The organism is Streptomyces sp. NPDC048370 (assembly GCF_043200825.1).
Classification (GTDB): domain Bacteria; phylum Actinomycetota; class Actinomycetes; order Streptomycetales; family Streptomycetaceae; genus Streptomyces.
Genome location: NZ_JBICYI010000011.1, coordinates 100239 through 124029 on the forward strand (window position 1 = coordinate 100239; position 23791 = coordinate 124029).

18 protein-coding genes are annotated in these 23791 nt (G+C 69.3%); 8 read left to right on the top strand and 10 right to left on the bottom strand.

The features are described from left to right. Positions 1-7: 7 nt before the first annotated feature. Together dop and arc are read right to left on the bottom strand one after the other, a co-directional pair. Complete coding sequence (gene dop / locus ACGFYP_RS23435; protein WP_393496761.1) at positions 8-1519, bottom strand: depupylase/deamidase Dop; 1512 nt, start codon at positions 1517-1519, stop codon at positions 8-10. Between the two features lie 167 nt (positions 1520-1686). After that, positions 1687-3453 (bottom strand): proteasome ATPase, encoded by a 1767-nt coding sequence (gene arc, locus ACGFYP_RS23440; RefSeq protein ID WP_361963619.1) that lies wholly within the window; start codon positions 3451-3453, stop codon positions 1687-1689. A gap of 256 nt (positions 3454-3709) precedes the next feature. Between arc and ACGFYP_RS23445 the strand changes: the two genes are divergently transcribed. Next, the gene (locus ACGFYP_RS23445) at positions 3710-4021 is read left to right on the top strand and encodes a ferredoxin (RefSeq protein WP_361963621.1); all 312 of its coding nucleotides are present in this window, start codon (positions 3710-3712) and stop codon (positions 4019-4021) included. Positions 4022-4025: 4 nt separating this feature from the next. Here ACGFYP_RS23445 and ACGFYP_RS23450 read toward each other — a convergent pair whose 3' ends face one another. From ACGFYP_RS23450 to ACGFYP_RS23460, 3 genes are all read right to left on the bottom strand, one after another. Next, on the bottom strand, positions 4026-4598 hold the full coding sequence (locus tag ACGFYP_RS23450) for a hypothetical protein (protein WP_393496766.1): 573 nt from the start codon (positions 4596-4598) through the stop codon (positions 4026-4028). Between the two features lie 182 nt (positions 4599-4780). Then, positions 4781-5668: a tRNA (adenine-N1)-methyltransferase gene (locus ACGFYP_RS23455; RefSeq protein WP_015032448.1), complete on the bottom strand. Its 888-nt coding sequence runs from the start codon at positions 5666-5668 to the stop codon at positions 4781-4783. Positions 5669-5686: 18 nt separating this feature from the next. Further along, positions 5687-6937 carry a site-2 protease family protein gene (locus ACGFYP_RS23460; RefSeq protein WP_393496769.1) on the bottom strand — a complete coding sequence of 417 codons (1251 nt, stop codon included), beginning with the start codon at positions 6935-6937 and terminating at the stop codon, positions 5687-5689. Between the two features lie 124 nt (positions 6938-7061). On the opposite strand from ACGFYP_RS23460, the gene ACGFYP_RS23465 reads away from it, so the two are divergent. Both ACGFYP_RS23465 and ACGFYP_RS23470 read left to right on the top strand, forming a co-directional pair. Further along, positions 7062-8000, top strand: a complete 939-nt coding sequence (locus ACGFYP_RS23465) for a RecB family exonuclease (RefSeq protein ID WP_393496772.1) — start codon at positions 7062-7064, stop codon at positions 7998-8000. A 10-nt stretch (positions 8001-8010) separates the two neighbouring features. After that, entirely contained in the window at positions 8011-8682 is a 672-nt protein-coding gene (locus ACGFYP_RS23470) for a response regulator (RefSeq protein WP_393496775.1), read from the top strand. Positions 8683-8829: 147 nt separating this feature from the next. Here the strand turns inward: ACGFYP_RS23470 and ACGFYP_RS23475 are convergent, their stop codons facing one another. The 4 genes from ACGFYP_RS23475 to metH form a co-directional block, all read right to left on the bottom strand. Beyond that, complete coding sequence (locus tag ACGFYP_RS23475; protein WP_393496778.1) at positions 8830-10413, bottom strand: ABC transporter substrate-binding protein; 1584 nt, start codon at positions 10411-10413, stop codon at positions 8830-8832. A 76-nt stretch (positions 10414-10489) separates the two neighbouring features. After that, complete coding sequence (locus ACGFYP_RS23480; RefSeq protein WP_393496781.1) at positions 10490-12079, bottom strand: ABC transporter substrate-binding protein; 1590 nt, start codon at positions 12077-12079, stop codon at positions 10490-10492. Between the two features lie 420 nt (positions 12080-12499). Next, positions 12500-13198 (bottom strand): HAD family hydrolase, encoded by a 699-nt coding sequence (locus ACGFYP_RS23485; RefSeq protein ID WP_393496784.1) that lies wholly within the window; start codon positions 13196-13198, stop codon positions 12500-12502. Positions 13199-13449: 251 nt separating this feature from the next. Then, complete coding sequence (gene metH / locus ACGFYP_RS23490) at positions 13450-16962, bottom strand: methionine synthase (protein WP_393496787.1); 3513 nt, start codon at positions 16960-16962, stop codon at positions 13450-13452. Between the two features lie 302 nt (positions 16963-17264). Between metH and ACGFYP_RS23495 the strand changes: the two genes are divergently transcribed. The 5 genes from ACGFYP_RS23495 (at position 17265) to ACGFYP_RS23515 (ending at position 23108) form a co-directional block, all read left to right on the top strand. Beyond that, complete coding sequence (locus ACGFYP_RS23495; protein WP_393496790.1) at positions 17265-18029, top strand: IclR family transcriptional regulator; 765 nt, start codon at positions 17265-17267, stop codon at positions 18027-18029. Positions 18030-18287: 258 nt separating this feature from the next. Beyond that, positions 18288-19073 carry an MIP/aquaporin family protein gene (locus ACGFYP_RS23500; RefSeq protein WP_393496792.1) on the top strand — a complete coding sequence of 262 codons (786 nt, stop codon included), beginning with the start codon at positions 18288-18290 and terminating at the stop codon, positions 19071-19073. Between the two features lie 35 nt (positions 19074-19108). Further along, complete coding sequence (gene glpK / locus ACGFYP_RS23505; protein WP_393496794.1) at positions 19109-20656, top strand: glycerol kinase GlpK; 1548 nt, start codon at positions 19109-19111, stop codon at positions 20654-20656. 6 nt (positions 20657-20662) lie between these two features. Beyond that, positions 20663-22267 carry a glycerol-3-phosphate dehydrogenase/oxidase gene (locus tag ACGFYP_RS23510; RefSeq protein WP_361963643.1) on the top strand — a complete coding sequence of 535 codons (1605 nt, stop codon included), beginning with the start codon at positions 20663-20665 and terminating at the stop codon, positions 22265-22267. Positions 22268-22706: 439 nt separating this feature from the next. Beyond that, the gene (locus ACGFYP_RS23515; protein ID WP_393496799.1) at positions 22707-23108 is read left to right on the top strand and encodes an SMI1/KNR4 family protein; all 402 of its coding nucleotides are present in this window, start codon (positions 22707-22709) and stop codon (positions 23106-23108) included. A 60-nt stretch (positions 23109-23168) separates the two neighbouring features. Here the strand turns inward: ACGFYP_RS23515 and ACGFYP_RS23520 are convergent, their stop codons facing one another. Further along, positions 23169-23603 (bottom strand): pyridoxamine 5'-phosphate oxidase family protein, encoded by a 435-nt coding sequence (locus tag ACGFYP_RS23520; RefSeq protein WP_393496803.1) that lies wholly within the window; start codon positions 23601-23603, stop codon positions 23169-23171. Positions 23604-23791: the final 188 nt, after the last annotated feature.

Below are 23791 nucleotides of genomic sequence, written 5' to 3' on the forward strand. Positions count from 1 at the left end.
GGGTATTTCAGCCGCCCGACAGGACGCGGACCAGTTCTTCCGCCGTACGGCAACGGTCCAGGAGCTCCTTCACGTGGTTCCTGGTGCCCCGCAGGGGCTCCAGGGTGGGCACCCGCTGGAGGGAGTCCCGGCCCGGCAGGTCGAAGATCACCGAGTCCCAGGACGCGGCCGCCACGTCGTCCGCGTACTGCTCCAGGCAGCGGCCCCGGAAATAGGCCCTGGTGTCCTCCGGAGGCTTCGTCTCGGCCCTCTCGACCTCGGACTCGTCCAGGAGCCGTTTCATCCGCCCCCGGGCCACCAGACGGTTGTACAGACCCTTCTCGGGGCGTACGTCGGCGTACTGCAGGTCCACGAGGTGCAGCCGGGCCGCGTCCCAGTCCAGGCTGTCGCGCCGCCGGTAGCCCTCCATGAGCTCCCGCTTGGCGATCCAGTCCAGCTCGCCGGCCAGGCTCATCGGATCGTTCTCGAGCCGGTTGAGGGTGTCCTCCCAGCGGATCAGGACGTCCTTGGTCTGCTCGTCGGCGTCCGCGCCGTAGCGCTCCTCCACGTACTTCCTCGCCAGCTCGAAGTACTCCATCTGGAGCTGGACCGCGGTGAGTGTGCGGCCGCTGCGCAGCGTGACCAGGTGCTGGAGGCCGGGGTCGTGGGAGACCTGGTGCAGGGTGCGGACGGGCTGGTCGACGGCGAGGTCCACGTTGATGAACGAGTCCTCGATCATGGACAGGACCAGGGCGGTCGTGCCCAGCTTGAGGTAGGTGGAGATCTCCGAGAGGTTCGCGTCGCCGATGATCACATGGAGCCTGCGGTACTTCTCCGCGTCCGCGTGCGGCTCGTCGCGCGTGTTGATGATGGGCCGCTTCAGGGTCGTCTCCAGACCCACCTCGACCTCGAAGTAGTCGGCGCGCTGACTGATCTGGAAGCCGTGCTCGCGGCCGTCCTGACCGATACCGACCCGCCCCGCGCCGGTGACGACCTGGCGGGAGACGAAGAACGGGGTGAGGTGGCGGACGATGTCCGAGAAGGGCGTCTCCCGCTTCATCAGGTAGTTCTCGTGGGTGCCGTAGGAGGCGCCCTTGTTGTCGGTGTTGTTCTTGTACAGGTGGATCGGCTGGGCTCCGGGGAGCTGGGCGGCCCGCTCGGCCGCCTCCGCCATGATCCGCTCGCCGGCCTTGTCCCAGAGGACGGCGTCACGGGGGTTGGTGACCTCGGGCGCGCTGTACTCGGGGTGGGCGTGGTCCACGTAGAGCCGGGCACCGTTGGTGAGGATCACGTTGGCCAGGCCGATGTCCTCGTCCGTGAGCTGGCTGTTGTCCGCGGCCTCGCGGGCGAGGTCGAAGCCCCGGGCGTCCCGCAGCGGGTTCTCCTCCTCGAAGTCCCAGCGAGCGCGGCGCGCCCGGTGCATCGCCGCCGCGTAGGCGTTGACGATCTGGGACGAGGTGAGCATGGCATTGGCGTTCGGGTGGCCCGGAACGGAGATCCCGTACTCCGTCTCGATGCCCATTACTCGCCGTACGGTCATGCGGCCCTCCTTGCCCGGCGGCGCTCCCCATCGGGTGCGGCGCTACAAGTACCGACGAGCCTAGAGCGACTCCGCGCCGGTGGGGAGATCGATTACGTCATTCCTGCGGGGAAAAGCGTCCGGCTGCGGAGGTCCGTGGGTCCGGACCTCCGCAGCCGGTGTGCGAACTACAGGTACTGACCGGTGTTGGCCACCGTGTCGATGGAGCGTCCGGTGTCCGCGCCCTGCTTTCCGGTGACGAGGGTGCGGATGAACACGATCCGCTCGCCCTTCTTTCCGGAGATCCGGGCCCAGTCGTCGGGGTTGGTGGTGTTGGGCAGGTCCTCGTTCTCCTTGAACTCGTCCACGCAGGCCTGGAGGAGGTGGGAGACGCGGATGCCCTTCTGGTTGTGGTCGAGGAAGGCCTTGATGGCCATCTTCTTGGCCCGGTCGACGATGTTCTGGATCATCGCTCCGGAGTTGAAGTCCTTGAAGTACAGGACTTCCTTGTCGCCGTTGGCGTACGTGACCTCGAGGAAGCGGTTCTCCTCGGTTTCCGCGTACATCTGCTCGACCACGGACTGGATCATTCCGTGGGCCGCGGCCTCCTTGGACCCGTGGTGCTCGGAGAGGTCGTCGGAGTGCAGCGGCAGGGTGGCCGTGAGGTACTTCGCGAAGATGTCCTTCGCGGCCTCCGCGTCCGGGCGCTCGATCTTGATCTTGACGTCGAGCCGGCCGGGCCGGAGGATCGCCGGGTCGATCATGTCCTCGCGGTTGGAGGCGCCGATGACGATGACGTTCTCCAGGCCTTCCACGCCGTCGATCTCGGCGAGCAGCTGGGGGACGATCGTGTTCTCGACGTCCGAGCTGACTCCGGATCCGCGGGTGCGGAAGAGGGATTCCATCTCGTCGAAGAAGACGATGACGGGGGTGCCCTCGCTCGCCTTCTCCCGGGCACGCTGGAAGACGAGGCGGATGTGCCGCTCGGTCTCACCGACGTACTTGTTGAGGAGCTCGGGGCCCTTGATGTTCAGGAAGTAGGACTTCCCTGCGGGCTGCCCGGTCACCTCGGCGACCTTCTTGGCAAGGGAGTTGGCGACGGCCTTCGCGATCAGCGTCTTGCCGCAGCCGGGCGGACCGTAGAGCAGGATGCCCTTCGGTGGCCGCAGCTCGTGCTCCTTGAACAGGTCCGGGTAGAGGTACGGAAGCTCGACGGCGTCCCGGATCATCTCGATCTGGCCGCCGAGGCCGCCGATCTTGTTGTAGTCGACGTCGGGGACCTCTTCGAGGACGAGCTCCTCGACCTCGCTCTTCGGCACCACCTCGTAGACGTAGCCGGAGCGGGGTTCGAGCAGCAGGGCGTCGCCGGGGCGGATGGTGATGTCCAGCAGCGGCTCGGCGAGCCTGACCACCCGTTCCTCGTCGGTGTGCCCGACCACCAGGGCGCGCTCGCCGTCCTCGAGGATCTCCTTGAGGGTGACGATGTCCCCGGCGCGCTCGAACTCCATGGCCTCGACCACGTTGAGCGCTTCGTTGAGCATGACTTCCTGGCCGCGCCGGAGCTCTTCGAGCTCGACGCTCGGGCTGACGTTCACCCGGAGCTTGCGGCCCCCGGTGAAGATGTCGCACGTGCCGTCCTCGTTGGCGTGCAAGAACACTCCGAAGCCGGCCGGTGGCTGTGCGAGCCGGTCGACCTCCTCCTTGAGGGCCACGATCTGGTCGCGGGCCTCACGGAGTGTGTTGGCGAGCCGCTCGTTCTGCGCGGACACGCCGGCCAGGTTTGTCTGCAGCTCGACGATCCGCTCTTCGAGAATCCTCGTATGACGCGGAGAGTCGGCGAGCTTGCGGCGCAGGACGGCGATTTCCTGCTCAAGATAGGCAACCTGGCCGGCGGGGTCTTCAGACCCCCGCCCCGGCCGGATGCCGCGGTTGATGTCGTCGTCGTGGGCTGCCACGGTCCTCACCTCCTCCAAGGGGAGCTGGACGCTTCCTGACCCTACCTGCGTGGGTGGTGATTGAAACCCCTAGATCACAAAGACTGTCGAGGCGTGTCCGATCTTCACCCTTGCGCTTCCCCTCACGCCAGGTGAATACCCACCCATCAACATCGGAAAGCGGGCGGTTGTATCGTCGTCAGTGGTCAACACCCGTCAGGCTTGACCGGACTTAGAAGAACGAGCTCTTTTTCTACGCTCAGGAACGGCAGGAGACATGACCGTGCAGCACGAGGCCCCGACGCAGGGCGCCGGCGAGGCGCTGGAGGTCTGGATCGACCAGGATCTCTGCACCGGGGACGGGATCTGCGCGCAGTACGCTCCGGAGGTCTTCGAGCTGGACATCGACGGCCTCGCCTACGTGAAGAGCTCCGACGACGAGCTGCTGCAGGACGCCGGGGCGACGACTCCGGTGCCGCTGCCGCTGCTCCAGGACGTCGTGGACTCCGCGAAGGAGTGCCCGGGCGACTGCATTCACGTACGCCGGGTTTCGGACAGGGTCGAGGTCTACGGACCTGACGCGGAGTGAGCGATCACACACGCTGAGCGTCGGACCTGGCGGCGCGCACGAAGCTTCCGCCCTTCCAGCGCCAGCTGACGTCCTCGCGCTCGTCCGGGCAGCAACTGGGCACCTCGGGGGACGAGTAGCCGAGCAGGGTGGCGGTGACCGCCCCGTCGCGTACGGCGAGCTCCGCGACGTTCTGCTGCCGGCTGGGCTCGACGAGCGTGGCGACCACGCGCACGTGCGGGCCCGTCTTGGCGTGGGTCAGGACGTAGAGGGCGTGCGGGGGCGTGCCCGAGCCGGCTTCGCAGTGTACGACTGCGACGGTCTCGGGGTTTCCGTCGCCGTCGAGGTCCCCGCTCGCGCGCTGCGCGATCTTGACGGGGGCCCCTCCGCACTTCAGGGGGTAGTCGGCCGACGACGCGTCGGGCGCGGGGCGTGCGACGGCCGGTTCGCCGCCGGGGGCGGCGGTGGTCGCTGTGGCGGGGCCGGGCTGCAGCAGGCCTGCGGCGGCCACGACGGCGGCCATGGCGGTCGCGGTGGCCAGCCAGTGCACCGGCCGGGCGTGGGTGTGCGCGAGGTCCGGGACGGCGGGGGGCTGCACGCGGGATGTCTCCTGTGAACGTGGTGCGGAAGGAGTTGCGGGCATCGTGCCATACGTCACAGGCGGGCGGAACAGGTGGGGTGCGGGCACCGCAGCAAAGATGCCGAACGTGAAGGTGCCGCCGTCGAGTTCCCTGCCCTGAGGCTGGAACTCGACGGCGGCACGCGTTCGTTGTCGGGGCGTCAGCCCTTGTTGGGGCCTTCGTAGTCCTCGCCGTAGGCGCCCTTCGCGGGGCGGCGGCGGCGCATGGGGGGCTCGACGCCGTCGGCGAGGCGCCGGGCGGTGACGAGGAAGCCGGTGTGCCCGATCATGCGGTGGTCGGGGCGGACGGCGAGGCCCTCCACGTGCCAGTTGCGGATCATGGACTCCCAGGGCTGCGGTTCGGCGTAGCAGCCGAACTCGCGGATGGACTCCACGGTGCGCGCGAGCTGGGTGGTGGTCGCCACGTAGCAGCAGAGGATGCCGCCGGGGACGAGGGCCTTGGAGACGGCCTCCAGGCACTCCCAGGGGGCGAGCATGTCCAGGATGACGCGGTCGACGTCGGTGTCGGACAGGTTGTCCTGGAGGTCGCCGACGGTCAGCTGCCACGCGGGGTGCGGACCGCCGAAGTACCGCTCGACGTTGCCCTTGGCGATCTCGGCGAAGTCCTCGCGGCGCTCGTAGGAGTGCAGCATGCCGCTGTCTCCGATGGCGCGCAGGAGGAAGCTGCTGAGGGAGCCCGAGCCCACGCCTGCCTCCACGACGCGTGCGCCGGGGAAGATGTCGGCGAAGGCCAGGATCTGCCCCGCGTCCTTGGGGTAGACCACGGCGGCGCCGCGGGGCATGGAGAGGACGTAGTCGGGGAGCAGGGGGCGCAGCGCGAGGTAGGCGACGTTTCCGGTGGTGCGGACAACGCTGCCCTCGGGGGCGCCGATCAGTTCGTCGTGCGGGAAAGAACCCTTGTGGGTGTGGAAGTTCTTTCCCTCTTCGAGCGTGAACGTGTAGTGACGGCCCTTGGGGTCGGTCAGCTGAACCTGGTCCCCGACCTTGAAGGGCCCGCGTCGGCGGGCGGCACCGGTCGGTTCGGACATGTGACCAGCTTACCGGGGTTACGCGGAGGGTCTTGCCATGGCCTTGACGAAGGCGCGTTCCACGTCGGTGGTGGAGAGCACTCCGTAGATCTCCCCGGTCTCCTCGACGACGAGGTACTCGGTGGCCGGGCTCGCGCGGAGGTGGTCGAGGAGGGGCTGCCCGGTGAGTTCGGCGGGGACGCTCATGCCGTCGGTGAGGTCCTGGGCGAGCGTGCTGACGGCGACCCAGGGACGGCGGTGCTGTGGGACTCCGGCGATGGCGGTCTCGCGGACGAGGCCGGTGGGGTTGCCCTGGCCGTCGACGACGACGAGTGCGCGGGCTCCGGCCTCGTTGGCACGGCGGAGGGCCTCGGAGAGCGGTGTGGCGGGCTCGACGGGGATGGCGCGGCGGGTGAGGGTACGGGCGCGGAGCTCGGGGAGGTGCTCGCGGAGCCGGGCCATGCGCAGGCTGTTGCCGGCGCCGGTCCAGATGATGGCGGCGAGGATCGCGGCGAGCAGGGCGTCGGTGACGGTGTCCATGCCGCTGATCTCGTCGGTGGAGTTGCCGAGGAGGCCGGTGCGGGTGAGGAGGGGGAGGCCGATGAGGACGAGGACGGCGAGGGCGCGGCCGACCCAGGCGGCAGCGATGGTGCCGCTCATGGGCTTGCCGGTGATCTTCCAGACCACGGCGCGCAACATGCGGCCGCCGTCGAGGGGCAGGCCGGGCAGCAGGTTGAAGATCGCGACGATCAGGTTGGAGATCATCAGGCCGGCGAGGAGGACACCGGGGACGGTGCCGGGTTCGACGGCGTACATCGTGAGGTAGAAGACGCCGGCGAGGACGAGGGAGAGCAGGGGGCCGACGAAGGCGAGCACGAACTCGCGGCCGGGGGTCTCGGTCTCCTTCTCGATCTCGGAGACGCCGCCGAAGAACTGGAGCTGGATGCGGCGCACCGGGAGCTTGAAGCGGAGCGCGGCGATCGTGTGGGCCAGTTCGTGGACGAGCACCGAGGCGTAGAAGGCGATCGCGAAGAAGAGGGAGACCAGGTAGCGGGCGGCGCCGAGGTCGGGCAGGACGCGCTGGATCTGGTCGCCGAAGACCCACGTGATGAGGGCGGCGACAAGGAACCAGCTGGGGGCGACGTAGACGGGCACGCCGAAGGGGCGGCCCATGAGGATCCCTCCGCCGGGTTCCTCGCCGCGCCGGGTGCGGGAGTCGGCGTCGGCCGGCGGTTCCGCGTCGCCGGACCGCGGCCGCTGGTTCTCGCCGCGCTCGTCGTCCTGGTTCACGGGTTCCTCTCGTAGCCTTCCGCCCGACCCTCGTCGTGCGTCACTCTTCGATCATGCAGCGTGACGGGGTCCGACGTCGATGGTATTCGGCTCGCTGTCGGTGGCGGGTCGTAGGGTCTGAGTCATGAGTACGAGCGAGCAGCCGCCCGTGGGCCCCAGGGCGCCCATGTCGTTGTCGCCTTCGCGGGCGAGCGACTTCATGCAGTGTCCCCTGCTGTACAGGTTCCGGGTGATCGACAGGCTGCCGGAGAAGCCGAGCGAGGCGGCGACGCGGGGCACGCTGGTGCACGCGGTCCTCGAGCGGCTCTTCGACGCTCCGGCGGTGGAGCGGACGGCGCCGCGCGCGAAGGCCTTGATCCCGGGGCAGTGGGACCGGCTCCTGGAGTCGCGGCCGGAGCTGGCCGAGCTCTTCGCGGAGGACGCGGAGGGGGAGCGTCTGGCGGGCTGGCTCGTCCAGGCCGAGCAGCTGGTGGAGCGCTGGTTCACGCTGGAGGATCCGACGCGTCTGGAGCCGGCGGAGCGTGAGCTCTTCGTGGAGACGGAGCTGGAGTCGGGGCTGCGGCTGCGCGGGGTGATCGACCGGGTCGACGTGGCGCCGACGGGCGAGGTGCGGATCGTCGACTACAAGACGGGCAAGGCGCCCCGCCCCGAGTACAGCGAGGGCGCGCTCTTCCAGATGAAGTTCTACGCGCTGGTGGTCTGGCGGCTGAAGCAGGTGGTGCCGCGCCGGCTGCAGCTGGTGTACCTGGGCAGCGGTGACGTGCTGACGTACGACCCGGTGGAGGCGGATCTGCTGCGGGTGGAGCGGAAGCTGCTGGCGCTGTGGGAGGCGATCCGGCTGGCGACGGAGACGGGCGAGTGGCGACCCCGGCCGACGAAGCTGTGCGGCTGGTGCGACCACCAGGCGGTGTGCCCGGAGTTCGGTGGGACTCCCCCGGTGTATCCGCTGGAGATCCGGCGGGAGGGCGACGGGGAGATCCGCGCGGAGATCGTCTCCGCGCGCCCGCCGGAGTCGGACGATTCGGAGCAGGGCAGAATGGGGCCGGTCCAGCCCGCGCCGTGAAGGAGTTCTCGTGGCTATCCGCGTCCTACTGGTCGACGACCAGCCGCTGCTGCGCACCGGTTTCCGGATGATCCTGGAGGCGGAGCAGGACCTCGCGGTCGTCGGTGAGGCCGGGGACGGCCTCCAGGCCCTGGACCAGGTGCGGGCGTTGCAGCCCGATGTGGTGCTGATGGACATCCGGATGCCGCGGATGGACGGTGTCGAGGCGACGCGGCAGATCACGGGCCCCGGCCGGGACGGTCCGGCGAAGGTGCTGGTCCTGACGACGTTCGACCTGGACGAGTACGTGGTGGAGGCGCTGCGGGCGGGGGCCAGCGGCTTCCTGCTGAAGGACGCGCCGGCCAACGAGCTGGTGCAGGCGATCCGGGTGGTGGCGGCGGGCGAGGCGATGCTGGCGCCCTCGATCACGCGTCGTCTGCTGGACAAGTACTCGGCGCACCTGCCGTCGGGCGACGAGCAGGTGCCGGACACGCTGAACACCCTGACCGACCGTGAGGTCGAGGTCCTGAAGCTGGTGGCGCGCGGTCTGTCGAACGCGGAGATCGCGGCGGATCTGTTCGTCAGCGAGACGACGGTGAAGACGCATGTCGGCCATGTGCTGACGAAGCTGGGGCTGCGCGACCGGGTCCAGGCGGCGGTGTACGCGTACGAGAGCGGTCTGGTGCGCCCCGGGGCGCAGTAGCGGCAGGCCGGTGGGTACGACCCCGTGTCGGACGTACGACACGCACGCAACGCACGGGACCACACAGAACATCCAGGAGAACGGGAAGGGGCCCGGCGCGCGTGATGCGTGCCGGGCCCCTTTTCGCCGTGGGACGGTGACGGTCCGTCAGCCCTTCTTCAGCTCCCAGAAGCGGAAGACGGTCGAGGCGTCGAGGGTCCACTCCAGGCCGCTGACGCCGTCACGGGCGACGGCGTACTGCTTGCCCTGCCAGAGCGGCAGCAGCGGCAGCTCCTCGGCGACCAGGTCCTGGAGCTTGCCGAAGTCCTGCTCGGTGCTCGCGCGGTCCGCGGCGGCCGAGGTCTTCGGCAGCAGGCTTCCGGTGATGGTGGCGTTGGCGTAGTTGTTGCTGAGGACGTTGCCCTCACCGAAGAACGGGGCGGTGAAGTTGTCCGCGTCCGGGTAGTCCGGCACCCAGCCCTTGACGTACACGCCGTACTTGCCGGCCGCGATGTCCTTCTCGTACTGCTCGAACTCGACCGACTTCACCTCGGCGTCGAACAGGCCGCTGGTGTTGAGCTGCTCGGCTATCGCCTTCAACTCCTGGTCGGTGGCGGGGCCGTAACGGCTGGGCGTGGACCAGAGGGTGAGCTTCACCTTGTCGGTGATCCCGGCCTTGCGGAGCGCCTTCTTGGCCTTGGCGGCGTCGGGCCGGTCGCCGTAGGTGTCGATGAAGGCGGTGTTGTGGCCCGCGACGCCCGCCGGGACGATCGAGTACAGCGGCGTGGCGGTCGACTTGTAGACATTCTGGACGAGCGCCTCGCGGTCCACGAGGTGGGCGATGGCCTGGCGGACGCCGAGCTTGCCGACGACCGGGTCCTTGACGTTGAAGACCAGGTGCTGGACCTCGGCGCTGGTGCCCTGGACGACCTCGACACCCTTTTCCTCGGTGTCGGCGGAGGCTTCGAGCGTGGCGATGTCGTCGGCGGCGAGGCCTCGGTAGGCGATGTCGATGTCGTCGGCGGCCAGCGCCTTGGAGAGGGCTTCGCGGTCACCGCCGTACAGCTTGAGGGTGACACCGCCGTTCTGCGGCTTGGCGTGGCCCGTGTAGTCCGCGTTGACCGAGAAGACGGCCTCGCTGTCGCTGATGGACTCCAGCTTGTACGGGCCGGAGCCGACCGCCTTGCCGTCGGTGCGCAGCGCGTCCTCGGCGTACTCGCGGTGGTCGACGATCGAGCCGGCGCCCGAGGCGATCTTGCTGGGGAAGGTGGCGTCGGGGGTCTTCAGCCGGAAGACGACGGTCCGGTCGTCAGGGGTCTCGATGGACTCGATCGAGGACAGCAGCGGCGCCGGGCCGGACGGGTCGTCGATCTTCAGCGCGCGGTCGAAGGAGAACTTGACGTCCTTCGAGGTCAGCGGGTTCCCGTTGGAGAACTTCAGGCCCTCGCGCAGGGTGCAGCGGTAGACCTTGCTGCCGCCTTCGAAGCCACACTTCTCGGCGGCCTCCGGCTCGGGCTCGGTGTTGCCCTTGGGGAAGCTGAGCAGGGACTGGAAGACGTTGTTGAACAGCAGCCAGGAGCCGGGGTCGTAGCCGGCGGCCGGGTCGGTTGCCAGGACCTCGTCGGACATGCCGACGCGGACGTTGCCCCCGGAGCCCGAGGCGCCGCCGCCCTCCTGGGTGCCGCAGCCGCTGAGCAGTGCGGCGGACAGGCCCGCGGCGAGGGGAGCCGTCAGCCACTTGTTGTGCTTCACAGAACGTGCCTCTTGATCTCTTGCCAGACCGGCCGCGCGCGGGTGCGCGACCGGTGGAGCCGAACTGGTTGAGGGGTCAGGCGCTCCCGCGACCGAGCTCCCAGAGGAGCAGGTCGGAGGAGGTGTTCAGCGCCCATTCGACGCCGGTCACATCGTCGCGAGCGGCGACGTACTGCTTGCCCTGCCAGAGCGGCAGGACGGGGACGTCCTGGGCGACGATCTTCTGGATCTGGCCGAAGACGGGGCCGGCCGCGGTGCGATCGGCCGAGCGACGCGACCGCGGGATCAGCTGGTCCCGTACGGAGGCGTTGACATAAGGGGTGTTGAGGAAGTTGTCCGCGTCGAGGAAGGGGGCGACGTAGTTGTCCGGGTCGGGGAAGTCGGGGAACCAGCCGAGGCCGTAGACGGGGAAGTCGCCGCGCTTCTGCGCGGGGCGGAACGTGGACCACTCGCTGCCCTTGACGGTGACGTCGAAGAGCCCGGTGGCGTTGAGCTGGTCGCGCAGCGCCTCGAACTCCTGCTTCGTGCCGGAGCCGTAGTGGTCGGTGGTGTAGTTGAGGGTGAGCGCGACCGGGGCGGTGATGTCGGCCTTGCGCAGGATGTCGGCCGCCCGGCTCTTGCTGGGCTCGCCGTAGGCGTCGAAGAAGGCCGTGGAGTGGCCGGTGATGCTGGAGGGGATCAGCGAGTAGAGCGGCTGGGCGGTGGGGCCGTAGACCGCGTTGACGATCGCGCCTCGGTCGACGACGGCGGCGATGGCCTGCCGGACGGCCTTGTCCTTGACGGACGGGGCGTCGGTGTCGAAGGCGAGGTAGCGGATCTCCAGGCCGGGGACCTCGGTGAGGTCGATCCCGTCCTTGGGCTTCTCGGTGAGCGTCTTGACCTGTTCGAGCGACATGGCGCGGGTCATCATGTCGATGTCGCGCTTGTCCAGGGCCTCACCCATGGAGGCCGCGTCGACGAAGGAGCGCAGCTCGACCTTCTCGTTACGGAGCTTGATGTCGCCCTTGTACGAGGGGTTCTTGGTGAAGACGGCCTTGACGAAGTGGTCGCCGTCGCGCTCGGTCTTCATCGTGTACGGGCCGGAGCCGTCGACGTCGAAGCCTTCGCGCAGCTTCTTGCCGTCGTACTTGTCCTTGCTGAGGATGCCGGCGACGGGGGTGGAGAGCTTGTACGGGAAGGTCGCGTCGGGCGTCTTGAGGTGGAAGACGACATCGCGCTCGCCCTTGGTCTCGACGGTGTCGATGTTGGCGAGGAGCGCGGCGGTTCCGTTGTCGGACTTGATGGCGAGGACGCGCTCGACGGAGAACTTCACGTCGGCGGCGGTCAGCGGCGTGCCGTCGGCGAAGGTGAGTCCCTCACGGAGCGTGCAGCGGTAGCTCTCGCTGACCCGGTCGCTGAAGGAGCAGCTCTCGGCGGCCTCGGGGACGGGCTCGCCGCCGCCGCGCGGCACGTGCATCAGGGTCTGCACGGTCTGCCGGAGGATGTTCCAGGTGCCGGTGTCGTAGGCGAAGGCCGGATCGAGGGGTGCGGGGGCGTCGCTGGTGGCGACGAACTGGTCCGTGGTGCCGACGACGATGGCTCTGGACTCGTCCGCACCGCCGCACGCGGTGAGCAGGGGGGCGAGCAGACCGGCGACGGCCGGCAGGGCCAAGGTCTTGCGGTGCATCAGGGACTTTCTCCTCATCCGGCACTGGGATACAGCGGCGTACGGACAATCCGCCGCGTCCGCCCGGTCGGGGCGTGACGATCGGGCCGGGATGGTGAGCGATCGGTCCTGTGTTCGCGGCGACCTGGATGCGGCGCCGGTGCACGCGGGGGTGCGGCGAAGTCCTCGAAAAGATTAGTGCGCGACGCCGTGACGCCGGACCGCCGAGGGTCCGCCGTGGATGCGGATAGTGATCATGAATGCGGGGTGCTCGATAGTCATGCGCGGGAATGATTCAGCAGGGAAGGCGCGAATCGGGACAGACGTCCAGCCTCAATCCAGGCCTTACGGACATCGGGTGCGAGGCGGCCGCCCGCGGTCCAGCACGCTGGGTGACGAAGGTCACGCGCGCGCCCGTTCCGCGGACGGCCGGTCACATGATCACGGCCCGGTGATCAGCGTGCGCAGGAAGGGCACGTCCACGTCCTCCAGGGAGCGGACCACGACCCGCCCGGGGGAGGGTGCGATCGGGGCCACGGAGGGCACGGCGACCACGCGGCAGCCGGCGGCCTCGGCGGCCGCCACGCCCGTCGCGGTGTCCTCGATGACCGCGCACAGGGACGGTTCGGCGCCGACCCCGCTCGCCGCCGTCAGATACGGCTCGGGGTGCGGCTTGGTGCGCTCCACCTCGTCGCCCGCCACGGTGAGCGCGAAGCGGTCACGGCCCAAGGAGGCGAGGATCCGGTCGATGATGCGGCGGTGCGACGCGGAGACCAGGGCGGTCGGGATGTTGTGCCGGGCCAGCTCGGCGAGGAGCCGCTCGGCGCCCGGCATCAGCGGAACGCCCAGGCCGATGCGCTGCTCGAACTTCTCGTTGAGCAGGACGGTGAGCTCGGCGACGGTGATGTCGGCGCCGGTGGCCTCGATGAGGTAGCCCGCGCTGCGGGTCATGGGGCCGCCGACGACGATGTCGCGCCAGGATTCGTCCAGCCGGTGTCCGAGGTCGGCGAAGACCTCGACCTCCGCGTCCCACCAGAAGCCCTCGGTGTCGACCAGGGTGCCGTCCATGTCGAGGAAGACCGCTTGCAGCGCGGAGCTTCCGTTGGTGCGGAACAAGGACGCGGGGACCGTACTGGTCATCCGGCACACCTCCATGGAGGGACGAGAAGGCCGGTCTCCCACCCCGGTACGGGGGTAGGGCGACCGGCCTGCACTGGACCGACCAGTGTACGTCGAGAGCATGCGAGGTGCGCTGATTTACCCCCGGGGCGGGCGTTACCGCGCGTTGGTGGGGGTTCACCGCGCGTCGGCGGGGGTTACCACGCGTTGGGGGGTACCGCGCGTTGGCGGGGGCTACCGCGCGTTGGGGGGCTACCGCGCGTTGGCGGGGGCTACCGCGCGTTGAAGTACTTCGCCTCGGGGTGGTGGATCACGATGGCGTCCGTGGACTGCTCGGGGTGGAGCTGGTACTCCTCCGACAGGTGGACGCCGATCCGCTCCGGCTGGAGCAGGTCCGCGATCTTCGCCCGGTCCTCCAGGTCGGGGCAGGCGCCGTAGCCGAGCGAGAAGCGCGCGCCCCGGTACTTCAGGGCGAACATGTCCTCGACCTGGGACGGGTCCTCGCCCGCGAAGCCCAGCTCGGCACGGACACGCGCGTGCCAGTACTCGGCCATGGCCTCGGCGAGCTGCACGGACAGACCGTGCAGCTCCAGGTACTCGCGGTAGGAGTCGGACTCGAACAGCTTGGCCGTGGCCTCGCCGATCTTGGAGCCGACGGTGACGACCTGGAGGCCGACGACATCGGTCTCGCCGGACTCCTCGGGACGGAAGAAGTCCGCGAGGCAGAGGCGACGGCCGCGGCGCTGGCGCGGGAAGGTGAAGCGGGTCCGCTCGTTGCCTGCCTCGTCGAGGATGATCAGGTCGTCGCCCTTGGACACGCACGGGAAGTAGCCGTAGACCACGGCGGCTTCCAGGAGGTTCTCGGTGTGCAGCTTGTCCAGCAGACCGCGCAGCCGGGGCCGGCCCTCGGTCTCGACCAACTCCTCGTACGTCGCACCGCCCGCGCGGGCCTGCTTGAGCCCCCACTGACCCTTGAACAGGGCGCCCTCGTCCAGCCAGGACGCGTAGTCCTTCAGCGGGATGCCCTTGACGACGCGGGTGCCCCAGAACGGCGGGGTGGGGACCGGGTTGTCGACGGCGACGTCGGAACGGCCGCCCGGCTCCGGCTCCTCCACCTGGAGGGCGGCCGGGGTGTCCCGCTTGGCGACCCGGCGCTGCTTGAGCTCGGGCAGGCTGGCGCCGGGGACGCCGCGCTTGACGGCGATGAGCGCGTCCATCAGACGCAGGCCCTCGAAGGCGTCCCGGGCGTAGCGGACCTCGCCCTGGTAGATCTCGTGCAGGTCCTGCTCGACGTAGGCGCGGGTGAGGGCGGCGCCGCCGAGGATCACGGGGTACCTGGCGGCCAGCTCGCGCTGGTTGAGCTCCTCCAGGTTCTCCTTCATGATCACCGTGGACTTCACCAGCAGACCGGACATGCCGATGACGTCCGCCCGGTGCTCCTCAGCGGCCTCCAGGATCGCGGAGACCGGCTGCTTGATGCCGAGGTTGACGACGTTGTAGCCGTTGTTGGAGAGGATGATGTCGACGAGGTTCTTGCCGATGTCGTGGACGTCGCCGCGGACGGTCGCGAGCACGATCGTGCCCTTGCCCTCGGCGTCCGACTTCTCCATGTGCGGTTCGAGGAAGGCGACGGCCGTCTTCATGACCTCGGCGGACTGGAGGACGAACGGCAGCTGCATCTGGCCGGAGCCGAAGAGCTCGCCGACGACCTTCATGCCGTCGAGAAGGGTCTCGTTGACGATGTCGAGGGCGGGGCGCTCCTGCAGGGCCTCGGCGAGGTCGGCCTCCAGGCCGTTCTTCTCACCGTCGATGATGCGGCGCTTGAGGCGCTCCTCCAGGGGCAGGGCGAGGAGTTCCTCGGCCTTGCCGGCCTTCAGGGACTTGGTGGTGGCCCCCTCGAAGAGGGCCATCAGCTTCTGCAGCGGGTCGTAGCCCTCGGAGCGCAAGTCGTAGATCAGGTCGAGGGCGGTGGTGACCTGCTCCTCGTCGAACCGGGCGATCGGCAGGATCTTGGAGGCGTGCACGATCGCCGAGTCGAGCCCTGCCTTGACGCACTCGTCGAGGAAGACCGAGTTCAGCAGGATCCGGGCGGCCGGGTTGAGGCCGAAGGAGATGTTGGACAGGCCCAGCGTGGTCTGGACGTCCGGGCGGCGCCGCTTGAGTTCGCGGATGGCCTCGATGGTGGCGATGCCGTCCTTGCGGGACTCCTCCTGACCGGTGCAGATGGTGAAGGTGAGCGTGTCGATGAGGATGTCCGACTCGTGGATGCCCCAGTTGCCGGTCAGGTCGTCGATGATGCGCTCGGCGATGGCGACCTTGTTCTCGACGGTACGGGCCTGGCCCTCCTCGTCGATGGTGAGCGCGATGAGGGCGGCTCCGTGCTCCTGGGCCAGCCGGGTGACCTTCGCGAAGCGCGACTCCGGTCCGTCGCCGTCCTCGTAGTTGACCGAGTTGATGACGGCGCGTCCGCCGAGCTTCTCCAGGCCCGCCCGGATGACGGGGACCTCGGTGGAGTCGAGGACGATCGGCAGGGTGGAGGCGGTGGCGAAGCGGCCGGCCAGTTCGGCCATGTCGGCGACACCGTCACGGCCGACGTAGTCGACGCAGAGGTCGAGCATGTGCGCGCCCTCGCGGATCTGGTCGCGCGCCATCTCGACGCAGTCGTCCCAGCGCCCGTCGAGCATGGCCTCGCGGAACTTCTTGGAGCCGTTGGCGTTGGTGCGCTCGCCGATCGCCATGTACGCGGTGTCCTGGCGGAACGGGACCGTCTGGTAGAGCGAGGCGGCGCCGGGCTCGGGGCGCGGGTCGCGGACGGTCGGCGTGAGGCCGCGGACGCGCTCGACGACCTGGCGCAGGTGCTCCGGGGTCGTACCGCAGCAGCCGCCGATCAGGGAGAGTCCGTACTCGCGGACGAAGGTCTCCTGGGCGTCGGCGAGCTCTTCGGCGGAGAGCGGGTAGTGCGCGCCGTTCTTGCCGAGGACGGGCAGGCCGGCGTTGGGCATGCAGGAGAGCGGGATACGGGAGTGCCGAGCGAGGTAGCGGAGGTGCTCGCTCATCTCGGCCGGGCCCGTGGCGCAGTTCAGGCCGATCATGTCGATGCCGAGCGGCTCCAGGGCGGTCAGCGCCGCCCCGATCTCCGAGCCGAGGAGCATGGTGCCGGTGGTCTCGACGGTGACGGAGACGATGAGCGGCAGGTCGATGCCGAGGGAGTCCAGGGCGCGGCGGGCGCCGATGACGGACGCCTTGGTCTGGAGCAGGTCCTGGGTGGTCTCCACGAGCAGCGCGTCGGCGCCGCCGGCGATCATGCCCTCGGCGTTCTGCTGGTAGGCGTCGCGCAGGAGGGTGTACGGGGCGTGGCCCAGGGTCGGCAGCTTGGTGCCGGGGCCCATGGAGCCGAGGACCCAGCGCTGCTGTCCGGTGGAGGCGGTGAACTCGTCGGCGACCTCGCGGGCGATCCGGGCGCCGGACTCGGAGAGCTCGTACACCCGCTCGGGGATGTCGTACTCCCCCAGTGCCGCGTGGTTCGCACCGAAGGTGTTGGTCTCGACGCAGTCGACGCCCGCGGCGAAGTACTCCTGGTGCACCGAGCGGACGATGTCGGGCCGCGTCACGTTCAGGATCTCGTTGCAGCCTTCGAGGTTCTGGAAGTCCTCGAGGCTGGGGTCCTGGGCCTGGAGCATCGTGCCCATGGCTCCGTCGGCCACCACCACACGGGTCGCGAGTGCCTCGCGGAGTGCGGCGGCGCGGGTCCGGCTGTCAACGGAAGGGGTAGGCGACGAGGCCATGGATGAGCTCCCTGGGATGCGACGGCTGTCGGCTTTGCACACTCGGAGGAGGGTGCACGGGGCCAGCGTAACCGCGTGGATGCCGGGGTGGACATCGCGTTCCACTGGGCGGACGGCATCCTGTCTTCCGGGGGCTCCCGGTCGGGCCCGTTCATGACCGACACTGTGTAGGTAACGCGCGGTCGACATCGACCGATAGTGTTCAGCATTGTCGAACAGCATGATCCACGCGATCCTGTCCTCAGGATCCACGGGGAAACCCCGGGGTCGTGGACGCATGGACAGGGAGAAGGGGCCGGGCGATGGCGAAGAACATCCAGTCGCTTGAACGAGCGGCGGCGATGCTGCGACTGCTCGCGGGCGGCGAGCGCCGGCTCGGCCTCTCCGACATCGCCTCGTCCCTGGGCCTGGCCAAGGGTACGGCCCACGGCATCCTTCGCACCCTGCAGGCCGAGGGCTTCGTGGAGCAGGAGGCGGCCTCGGGCCGCTACCAGCTGGGCGCCGAACTGCTGCGCCTGGGCAACAGCTATCTGGACGTGCACGAGCTGCGCGCGCGGGCGCTGGTCTGGACGGACGACCTGGCGCGCTCCAGCGGCGAGAGCGTCCATCTGGGCGTGCTGCACCAGCAGGGCGTGCTCATCGTGCACCACGTCTTCCGGCCGGACGACAGCCGGCAGGTCCTGGAGGTGGGGGCCATGCAGCCCCTGCACTCCACGGCCCTGGGCAAGGTCCTGTCGGCGTACGACCCGGTGGCGCACAGCGAGGTCCTGGAAGTGCCGCGCGAGGGGTTCACCCCGCGTACGGTCACCGAGCTGACGGAGTTCGAGACGCTGCTCGACATGACGCGCGCCCGGGGCTGGGCCGCGGACGTGGAGGAGACCTGGGAGGGCGTGGCCTCGGTGGCCGCGCCGATCCACGACCGGCGCAGGATGCCGGTGGGCGCGGTGGCGATCACGGGCGCCGTGGAGCGGGTCTGCGCGGACGGCGAGCTGCGTCCGGAACTGGTCGCGGCGGTACGGGACTGCGCCCGCGCCGTCTCGCGCGACCTCGGGGCTCGCCGCTTCTGATCCCAGCCCAAGGTCATCTCCGACCCGTCGGTAACGATCCCGTTATCGGCGGGTTTTTCGTTACCCCAACCCTTGACGCGCTGTTAACCAGAGGGCAAAACTTCCGTGCATCGGTCGGCATTGTCGAACACCTACCGGCAATACGCGCTAGAGTGTGGCAGTGCCAAGGGCCGGATCAACGCCCTCATAGGAGGGCGCGGACCACCGGAGGGACCCGGGGTTCGCCTTCCCCCTGGACGAAGGACAAAGGAGTCGCGGGTGTCCAGCTCCGACATCTTCATCGGCGAGACCATCGGTACCGCCGTACTCATTCTGCTGGGCGGTGGCGTGTGCGCCGCCGTCACACTCAAGGCCTCCAAGGCCCGCAACGCGGGCTGGCTCGCGATCACCTTCGGGTGGGGCTTCGCGGTCATGACCGCCGTCTACATGACCGCTTCCCTCTCGGGTGCCCATCTGAACCCCGCCGTCACGGTCGCGATAGCGATCAAGGACGGGGACTGGAGCAACGTCCCCGTGTACGTCGCGGGCCAGATGCTCGGCGCCATGATCGGTGCCGCGCTGGTCTGGCTGGCCTACTACGGCCAGTTCCAGGCGCACCTCACGGACCAGGAGATCATCTCCACGCCGCACGAGGAGGGCATGGTCGACCAGAAGGCCGCGCCGAACGCCGGCCCCGTGCTCGGGATCTTCTCGACCGGGCCCGAGGTCCGGAACGTCTGGCAGAACATGGTCACCGAGATCATCGGCACGGTCGTGCTGGTCCTCGCGGTGCTGACGCAGGGACTCAACGACAGCGGCAAGGGTCTGGGCGTCATCGGCGCCCTGATCACGGCCTTCGTCGTGGTCTCCATCGGCCTCTCGCTCGGCGGCCCCACCGGTTACGCCATCAACCCGGCCCGTGACCTCGGCCCGCGTATCGTGCACGCCCTGCTGCCGCTGCCGAACAAGGGCGGCTCCGACTGGAGTTACGCCTGGATCCCGGTCGCCGGTCCGCTGATCGGTGCCGCCGTCGCGGCGGGTATCTACAACATCGCGTTCGCCTGAGCCGTCCTTCTTCCAGACTTCCCCAGGAGCACACCGTGACCGACGCACACACCACCGGTTCTTCCTCCCACGGCAGCGGCCCGTTCATCGCCGCCATCGACCAGGGCACCACCTCCAGCCGCTGCATCGTCTTCGACACGGACGGCCGGATCGTCTCCGTCGACCAGAAGGAGCACGAGCAGATCTTCCCGAAGCCGGGCTGGGTCGAGCACGACGCCTCCGAGATCTGGACCAACGTCCAGGAAGTGGTCGCCGGCGCGATCAGCAAGGCCGGGATCACCGCCGCGGACGTCAAGGCCGTCGGCATCACCAACCAGCGCGAGACCACGCTGCTCTGGGACAGGACCACCGGTGAGCCCGTCCACAACGCCCTCGTCTGGCAGGACACCCGCACCGACGCCCTGTGCAAGGAGCTCGGTCGCAACGTCGGCCAGGACCGTTTCCGCCGCGAGACCGGCCTCCCCCTCGCCTCGTACTTCTCCGGCCCGAAGGTCCGCTGGCTGCTCGACAACGTCGACGGCCTGCGCGAGCGCGCCGAGCGCGGCGAGATCCTCTTCGGCACGATGGACTCCTGGCTGATCTGGAACCTCACCGGCGGTGTCGAGGGCGGTCGCCACGTCACCGATGTCACCAACGCCTCGCGCACCATGCTCATGAACCTGCACGAGATGGCGTGGGACGAGCGCATCGTGCAGTCCATGGAGATCCCGGCCGCCGTGCTGCCGGAGATCCGCTCCTCCGCCGAGGTGTACGGCACGGTCAAGGGCGGCGCCCTCGACGGCGTCCCGGTCGCCTCCGCGCTGGGCGACCAGCAGGCCGCGCTCTTCGGCCAGACCTGCTTCGCCGAGGGCGAGGCCAAGTCCACGTACGGCACCGGAACGTTCATGCTGATGAACACCGGCGACAAGATCATCAACTCCTACAGCGGCCTGCTGACCACCGTCGGCTACCAGATCGGCGACGCGAAGCCGGTCTACGCCCTGGAGGGCTCGATCGCCGTCACCGGTTCGCTGGTGCAGTGGATGCGCGACCAGATGGGCCTGATCAAGTCCGCCGCCGAGATCGAGACCCTCGCGTCCTCGGTCGAGGACAACGGCGGCACCTACTTCGTGCCGGCCTTCTCCGGACTGTTCGCCCCGTACTGGCGCTCCGACGCCCGCGGTGTGATCGCCGGCCTCACCCGGTACGTCACCAAGGCGCACATCGCGCGCGCCGTCCTGGAGGCCACCGCCTGGCAGACCCGCGAGATCACCGACGCCATGACGAAGGACTCCGGCGTCGAGCTGTCCGCGCTCAAGGTCGACGGCGGCATGACCTCCAACAACCTGCTGATGCAGACCCTCTCGGACTTCCTCGACGCGCCGGTCGTGCGCCCGATGGTCGCCGAGACCACCTGCCTCGGTGCCGCCTACGCCGCCGGTCTGGCCGTCGGCTTCTGGCCCGACACCGACGCCCTGCGCGCCAACTGGCGCCGCGCGGCGGAATGGACCCCTCGCATGGACGCCGACAAGCGTGACAGCGAGTACAAGAGCTGGCTCAAGGCCGTCGAGCGGACCATGGGCTGGATCGAGGACGAGGAGTAGATCGACATGACCACCCTGCAGAGCGTCCCTGCCCTGGGGACGCGACCGGCTGCCGGTTCCCTGCCGAGCCGCGCCGAGACCCGGGAGCAGCTTTCCAAGGCGACGTACGACCTCCTGGTCATCGGCGGCGGCATCCTGGGCATCTCCACCGCCTGGCACGCCGCGCAGTCGGGCCTGCGGGTGGCCCTGGTGGACGCCGGCGACTTCGCCGGCGCCACCTCCTCCGCCTCCTCCAAGCTCCTCCACGGCGGTCTGCGCTACCTGCAGACCGGCGCGGTGAAGCTGGTCGCGGAGAACCACTTCGAGCGGCGTGCGGTCTCCCGCCAGGTGGCACCGCACCTCGCCAACCCGCTCACCTTCTACCTGCCCGTCTACAAGGGCGGCCCGCACGGCGCGGCCAAGCTCGGCGCCGGTGTCTTCGCGTACAGCGCGCTGTCCGCCTTCGGTGACGGCGTCGGACACCTGCTCAGCCCGGCGAAGGCCGCGCAGGACGTGCCGGAGCTGCGGACGGACAACCTGAAGGCCGTGGCCGTGTACGGCGACGACCAGATGAACGACGCCCGCATGGCGCTGATGACGGTCCGCGCCGCGGTCGACGCCGGCGCCGTCGTCCTCAACCACGCCGAGGTCACCGGGCTGCGTTTCACCCGGGGCCGGGTCACGGGCGCGGAGCTGAAGGACCGTACGAGCGGCGAGGAGTTCGGCGTCACCGCCCGTCTGGTGCTGAACGCCACCGGGCCGTGGGTCGACCACCTGCGGAAGATGGAGGACCCGAACGCGGCGCCCTCCATCCGGCTCTCCAAGGGCGCGCACCTGGTCCTCAAGCGGACCTCGCCGTGGAAGGCCGCGCTCGCGACCCCGATCGACAAGTACCGCATCACCTTCGCCCTCCCCTGGGAGGACATGCTGCTGCTCGGCACGACCGACGAGGAGTACGAGGGCGACCCCGGCCAGGTCGAGGTGACCGAGAAGGACACCGCGCAGATCCTGGACGAGGCCGCGTTCTCCATCCGCGACCAGCAGCTCTCGCGCGATCTGATCACGTACGCCTTCGCGGGTCTGCGGGTGCTGCCGGGCGGTCCCGGCGACACCTCGAAGGCCAAGCGCGAGACGGTCGTCACCGAGGGCCGAGGCGGCATGCTGTCGGTGGCCGGCGGCAAGTGGACGACCTTCCGCCACATCGGCCGTACGGTGATGAAGAAGCTGGAGGCCCTGCCGGGTCACCCCCTGGGCGAGGACTACGAGTCCGTTTCCACGCTGCCGAAGCGGCTGCCGCTGCCCGGTATCGCCAACCCGAACGCGGTCGCGCACCGGCTGCTCGTCGACGGACCGGCCCCCGGCCCGCGGATGGCCGCCGACACCGCCAAGCACCTGGCGACGCACTACGGTTCGCTCGCCTTCGACATCGCGCGGATGGCGAACGAGAACCCGGAGCTCGGCGAGCGCGTCCACCCGGACGCCCCGGAGATCTGGGCGCAGGTCGCCTACGCCCGGGACCACGAGTGGGCCGAGACGGCGGACGACGTGCTGCGTCGCCGTACGACACTGACGATCCGGGGCCTGGCTACGGACGAGATCCGTGGCAAGGTCGACGACATGCTGCGCAAGTGATGCGCTGACGCCGTGACGTGCTGATGTCGTGATGTAAGGGGCGGCCTCCCTGGAGGCCGCCCCTTACGCGTCCGCTACCCGAGGCCCTGCGGGCCAACCCTCCACCGCGCTGGCCTACATCGACGCCCGTGACCGCCTGACCAGGTGGTTCAACGGCGAGAGCATCAGTGAGCCCCTGCGGCAACGCTGGAACCGGCGACTCGACGTGCTGGACGACGACCCGTTCGGTGATCCCTTCCGTCCCTCCGAGGCCCGGATCGAGCTGGCCACCTACCCGGAAGCCGTCGCTCTCACCGGCCTGTTCTCCGCGCCCTACTGGCGAGACCACCCCAAGTCACCGGCCGAGGCAGCACGCCGTCTCGGCATCGCCCCGCGGCAACTCCTCTCTGCTGAGACTCCCGTGCGGGCAGGGCCGCCCCGGCCTTGCTAGAACGGGCCCATGAGTTCGAACGACGACAAGATCGTGCAGGCCGAGCGCCACTTCGGAGTCCGATTCCCCGCGGACTATCGACAATTCCTGGCCACGGAAGGGAGCATGAGCCAGTTCGTTCTTCCTGCGGACGACTTCCTCATGATCAATGCCGTCGCGGAGCTCATCGAGGTCAATGAGGCCGGCGAGTTCCAGAAGCGCTTCCCCGGGAGCGTTGTCATCGGCGGGGACGGAAGCCGCGAAATGCTCACCTACGACTTCCGGCAGACACCCCCGCCGCTGGTCCTGCTCGACGTCTCCGCTCAGGACTGGTCATCCGCCATCCACCAGGCGATGTCGCTCTCCGCCCTGCTCGAACAGTTCCCCGAAACCGGCTGGAACTGGGACGAACCCGAGTCGTCGCCTTCCTGACCAGTCTCGACGGAAGGGAGATTTGATCTCGTCGTCCTGCTCCGGCACGGCGTGGGTTCTTCAGCCCTGGGCGGGGATGTCCAGGGCAGTCCCGTACAGGCGGGAGACCCGGAGCAGGATGGTCACGCGCCGGTCAGGCAGCGGCTGCTCTCCGGGGGCCGCCCCGTCGGCCGGGTCTACTATCTCCGCCTCTCCCTCGGCAACGGCGAACGACCAGATGTCCGGGCCGCTGACGTGCAGTGAGGCGTGCGGGTCGCTGCGCAATTGGCGGACCTTGAGACGGTTGGCGGTGGAAGAGACCTGCAGTACGCGTTTCCCGGCGTTCCATTCGTAGAGGACGGTAGACAGGTGCGGGTGGCCGGTGCTCCTGACGCTCGCGAGCACGCCGAACTGCTGCCGGCTCAACAGCTGGGAGAGCTCCTGGTCGGTGAGCGCTCGGGGGGCCGGTCCGTCGTTCTGGGTGGTGGCGGTTTCGGTGGCGGTGTGCTCGCTCATGGGGATCAGCCTTTGGTGGTCGGGGTGGGACGAGTCGAGGGATGGGGGCGGGTCGGACAGCCGCGGCGTTGGCAGGAGCCGGCTCATCGGCGACGGGATCCAGGGCAGTCCGCTGCTCGGGGCGGCGGGCGGAGCGCGCGATGGCGCGGAGTTGGATGCGGCAAACACGTGGTCTCTCTTGTCAGTTG

Coding starts and splice junctions, on each gene's coding strand:
- dop (WP_393496761.1), bottom strand. CDS start 1,519: ATGACCGTACGGCGAGTAATGGGCATCGAGACGGAGTACGGGATCTCC.
- ACGFYP_RS23445 (WP_361963621.1), top strand. CDS start 3,710: ATGACCGTGCAGCACGAGGCCCCGACGCAGGGCGCCGGCGAGGCGCTG.
- ACGFYP_RS23455 (WP_015032448.1), bottom strand. CDS start 5,668: ATGTCCGAACCGACCGGTGCCGCCCGCCGACGCGGGCCCTTCAAGGTC.
- ACGFYP_RS23465 (WP_393496772.1), top strand. CDS start 7,062: ATGAGTACGAGCGAGCAGCCGCCCGTGGGCCCCAGGGCGCCCATGTCG.
- ACGFYP_RS23480 (WP_393496781.1), bottom strand. CDS start 12,079: ATGCACCGCAAGACCTTGGCCCTGCCGGCCGTCGCCGGTCTGCTCGCC.
- ACGFYP_RS23485 (WP_393496784.1), bottom strand. CDS start 13,198: ATGACCAGTACGGTCCCCGCGTCCTTGTTCCGCACCAACGGAAGCTCC.
- metH (WP_393496787.1), bottom strand. CDS start 16,962: ATGGCCTCGTCGCCTACCCCTTCCGTTGACAGCCGGACCCGCGCCGCC.
- ACGFYP_RS23495 (WP_393496790.1), top strand. CDS start 17,265: ATGGCGAAGAACATCCAGTCGCTTGAACGAGCGGCGGCGATGCTGCGA.
- ACGFYP_RS23510 (WP_361963643.1), top strand. CDS start 20,663: ATGACCACCCTGCAGAGCGTCCCTGCCCTGGGGACGCGACCGGCTGCC.
- ACGFYP_RS23515 (WP_393496799.1), top strand. CDS start 22,707: ATGAGTTCGAACGACGACAAGATCGTGCAGGCCGAGCGCCACTTCGGA.
- ACGFYP_RS23520 (WP_393496803.1), bottom strand. CDS start 23,603: ATGAGCGAGCACACCGCCACCGAAACCGCCACCACCCAGAACGACGGA.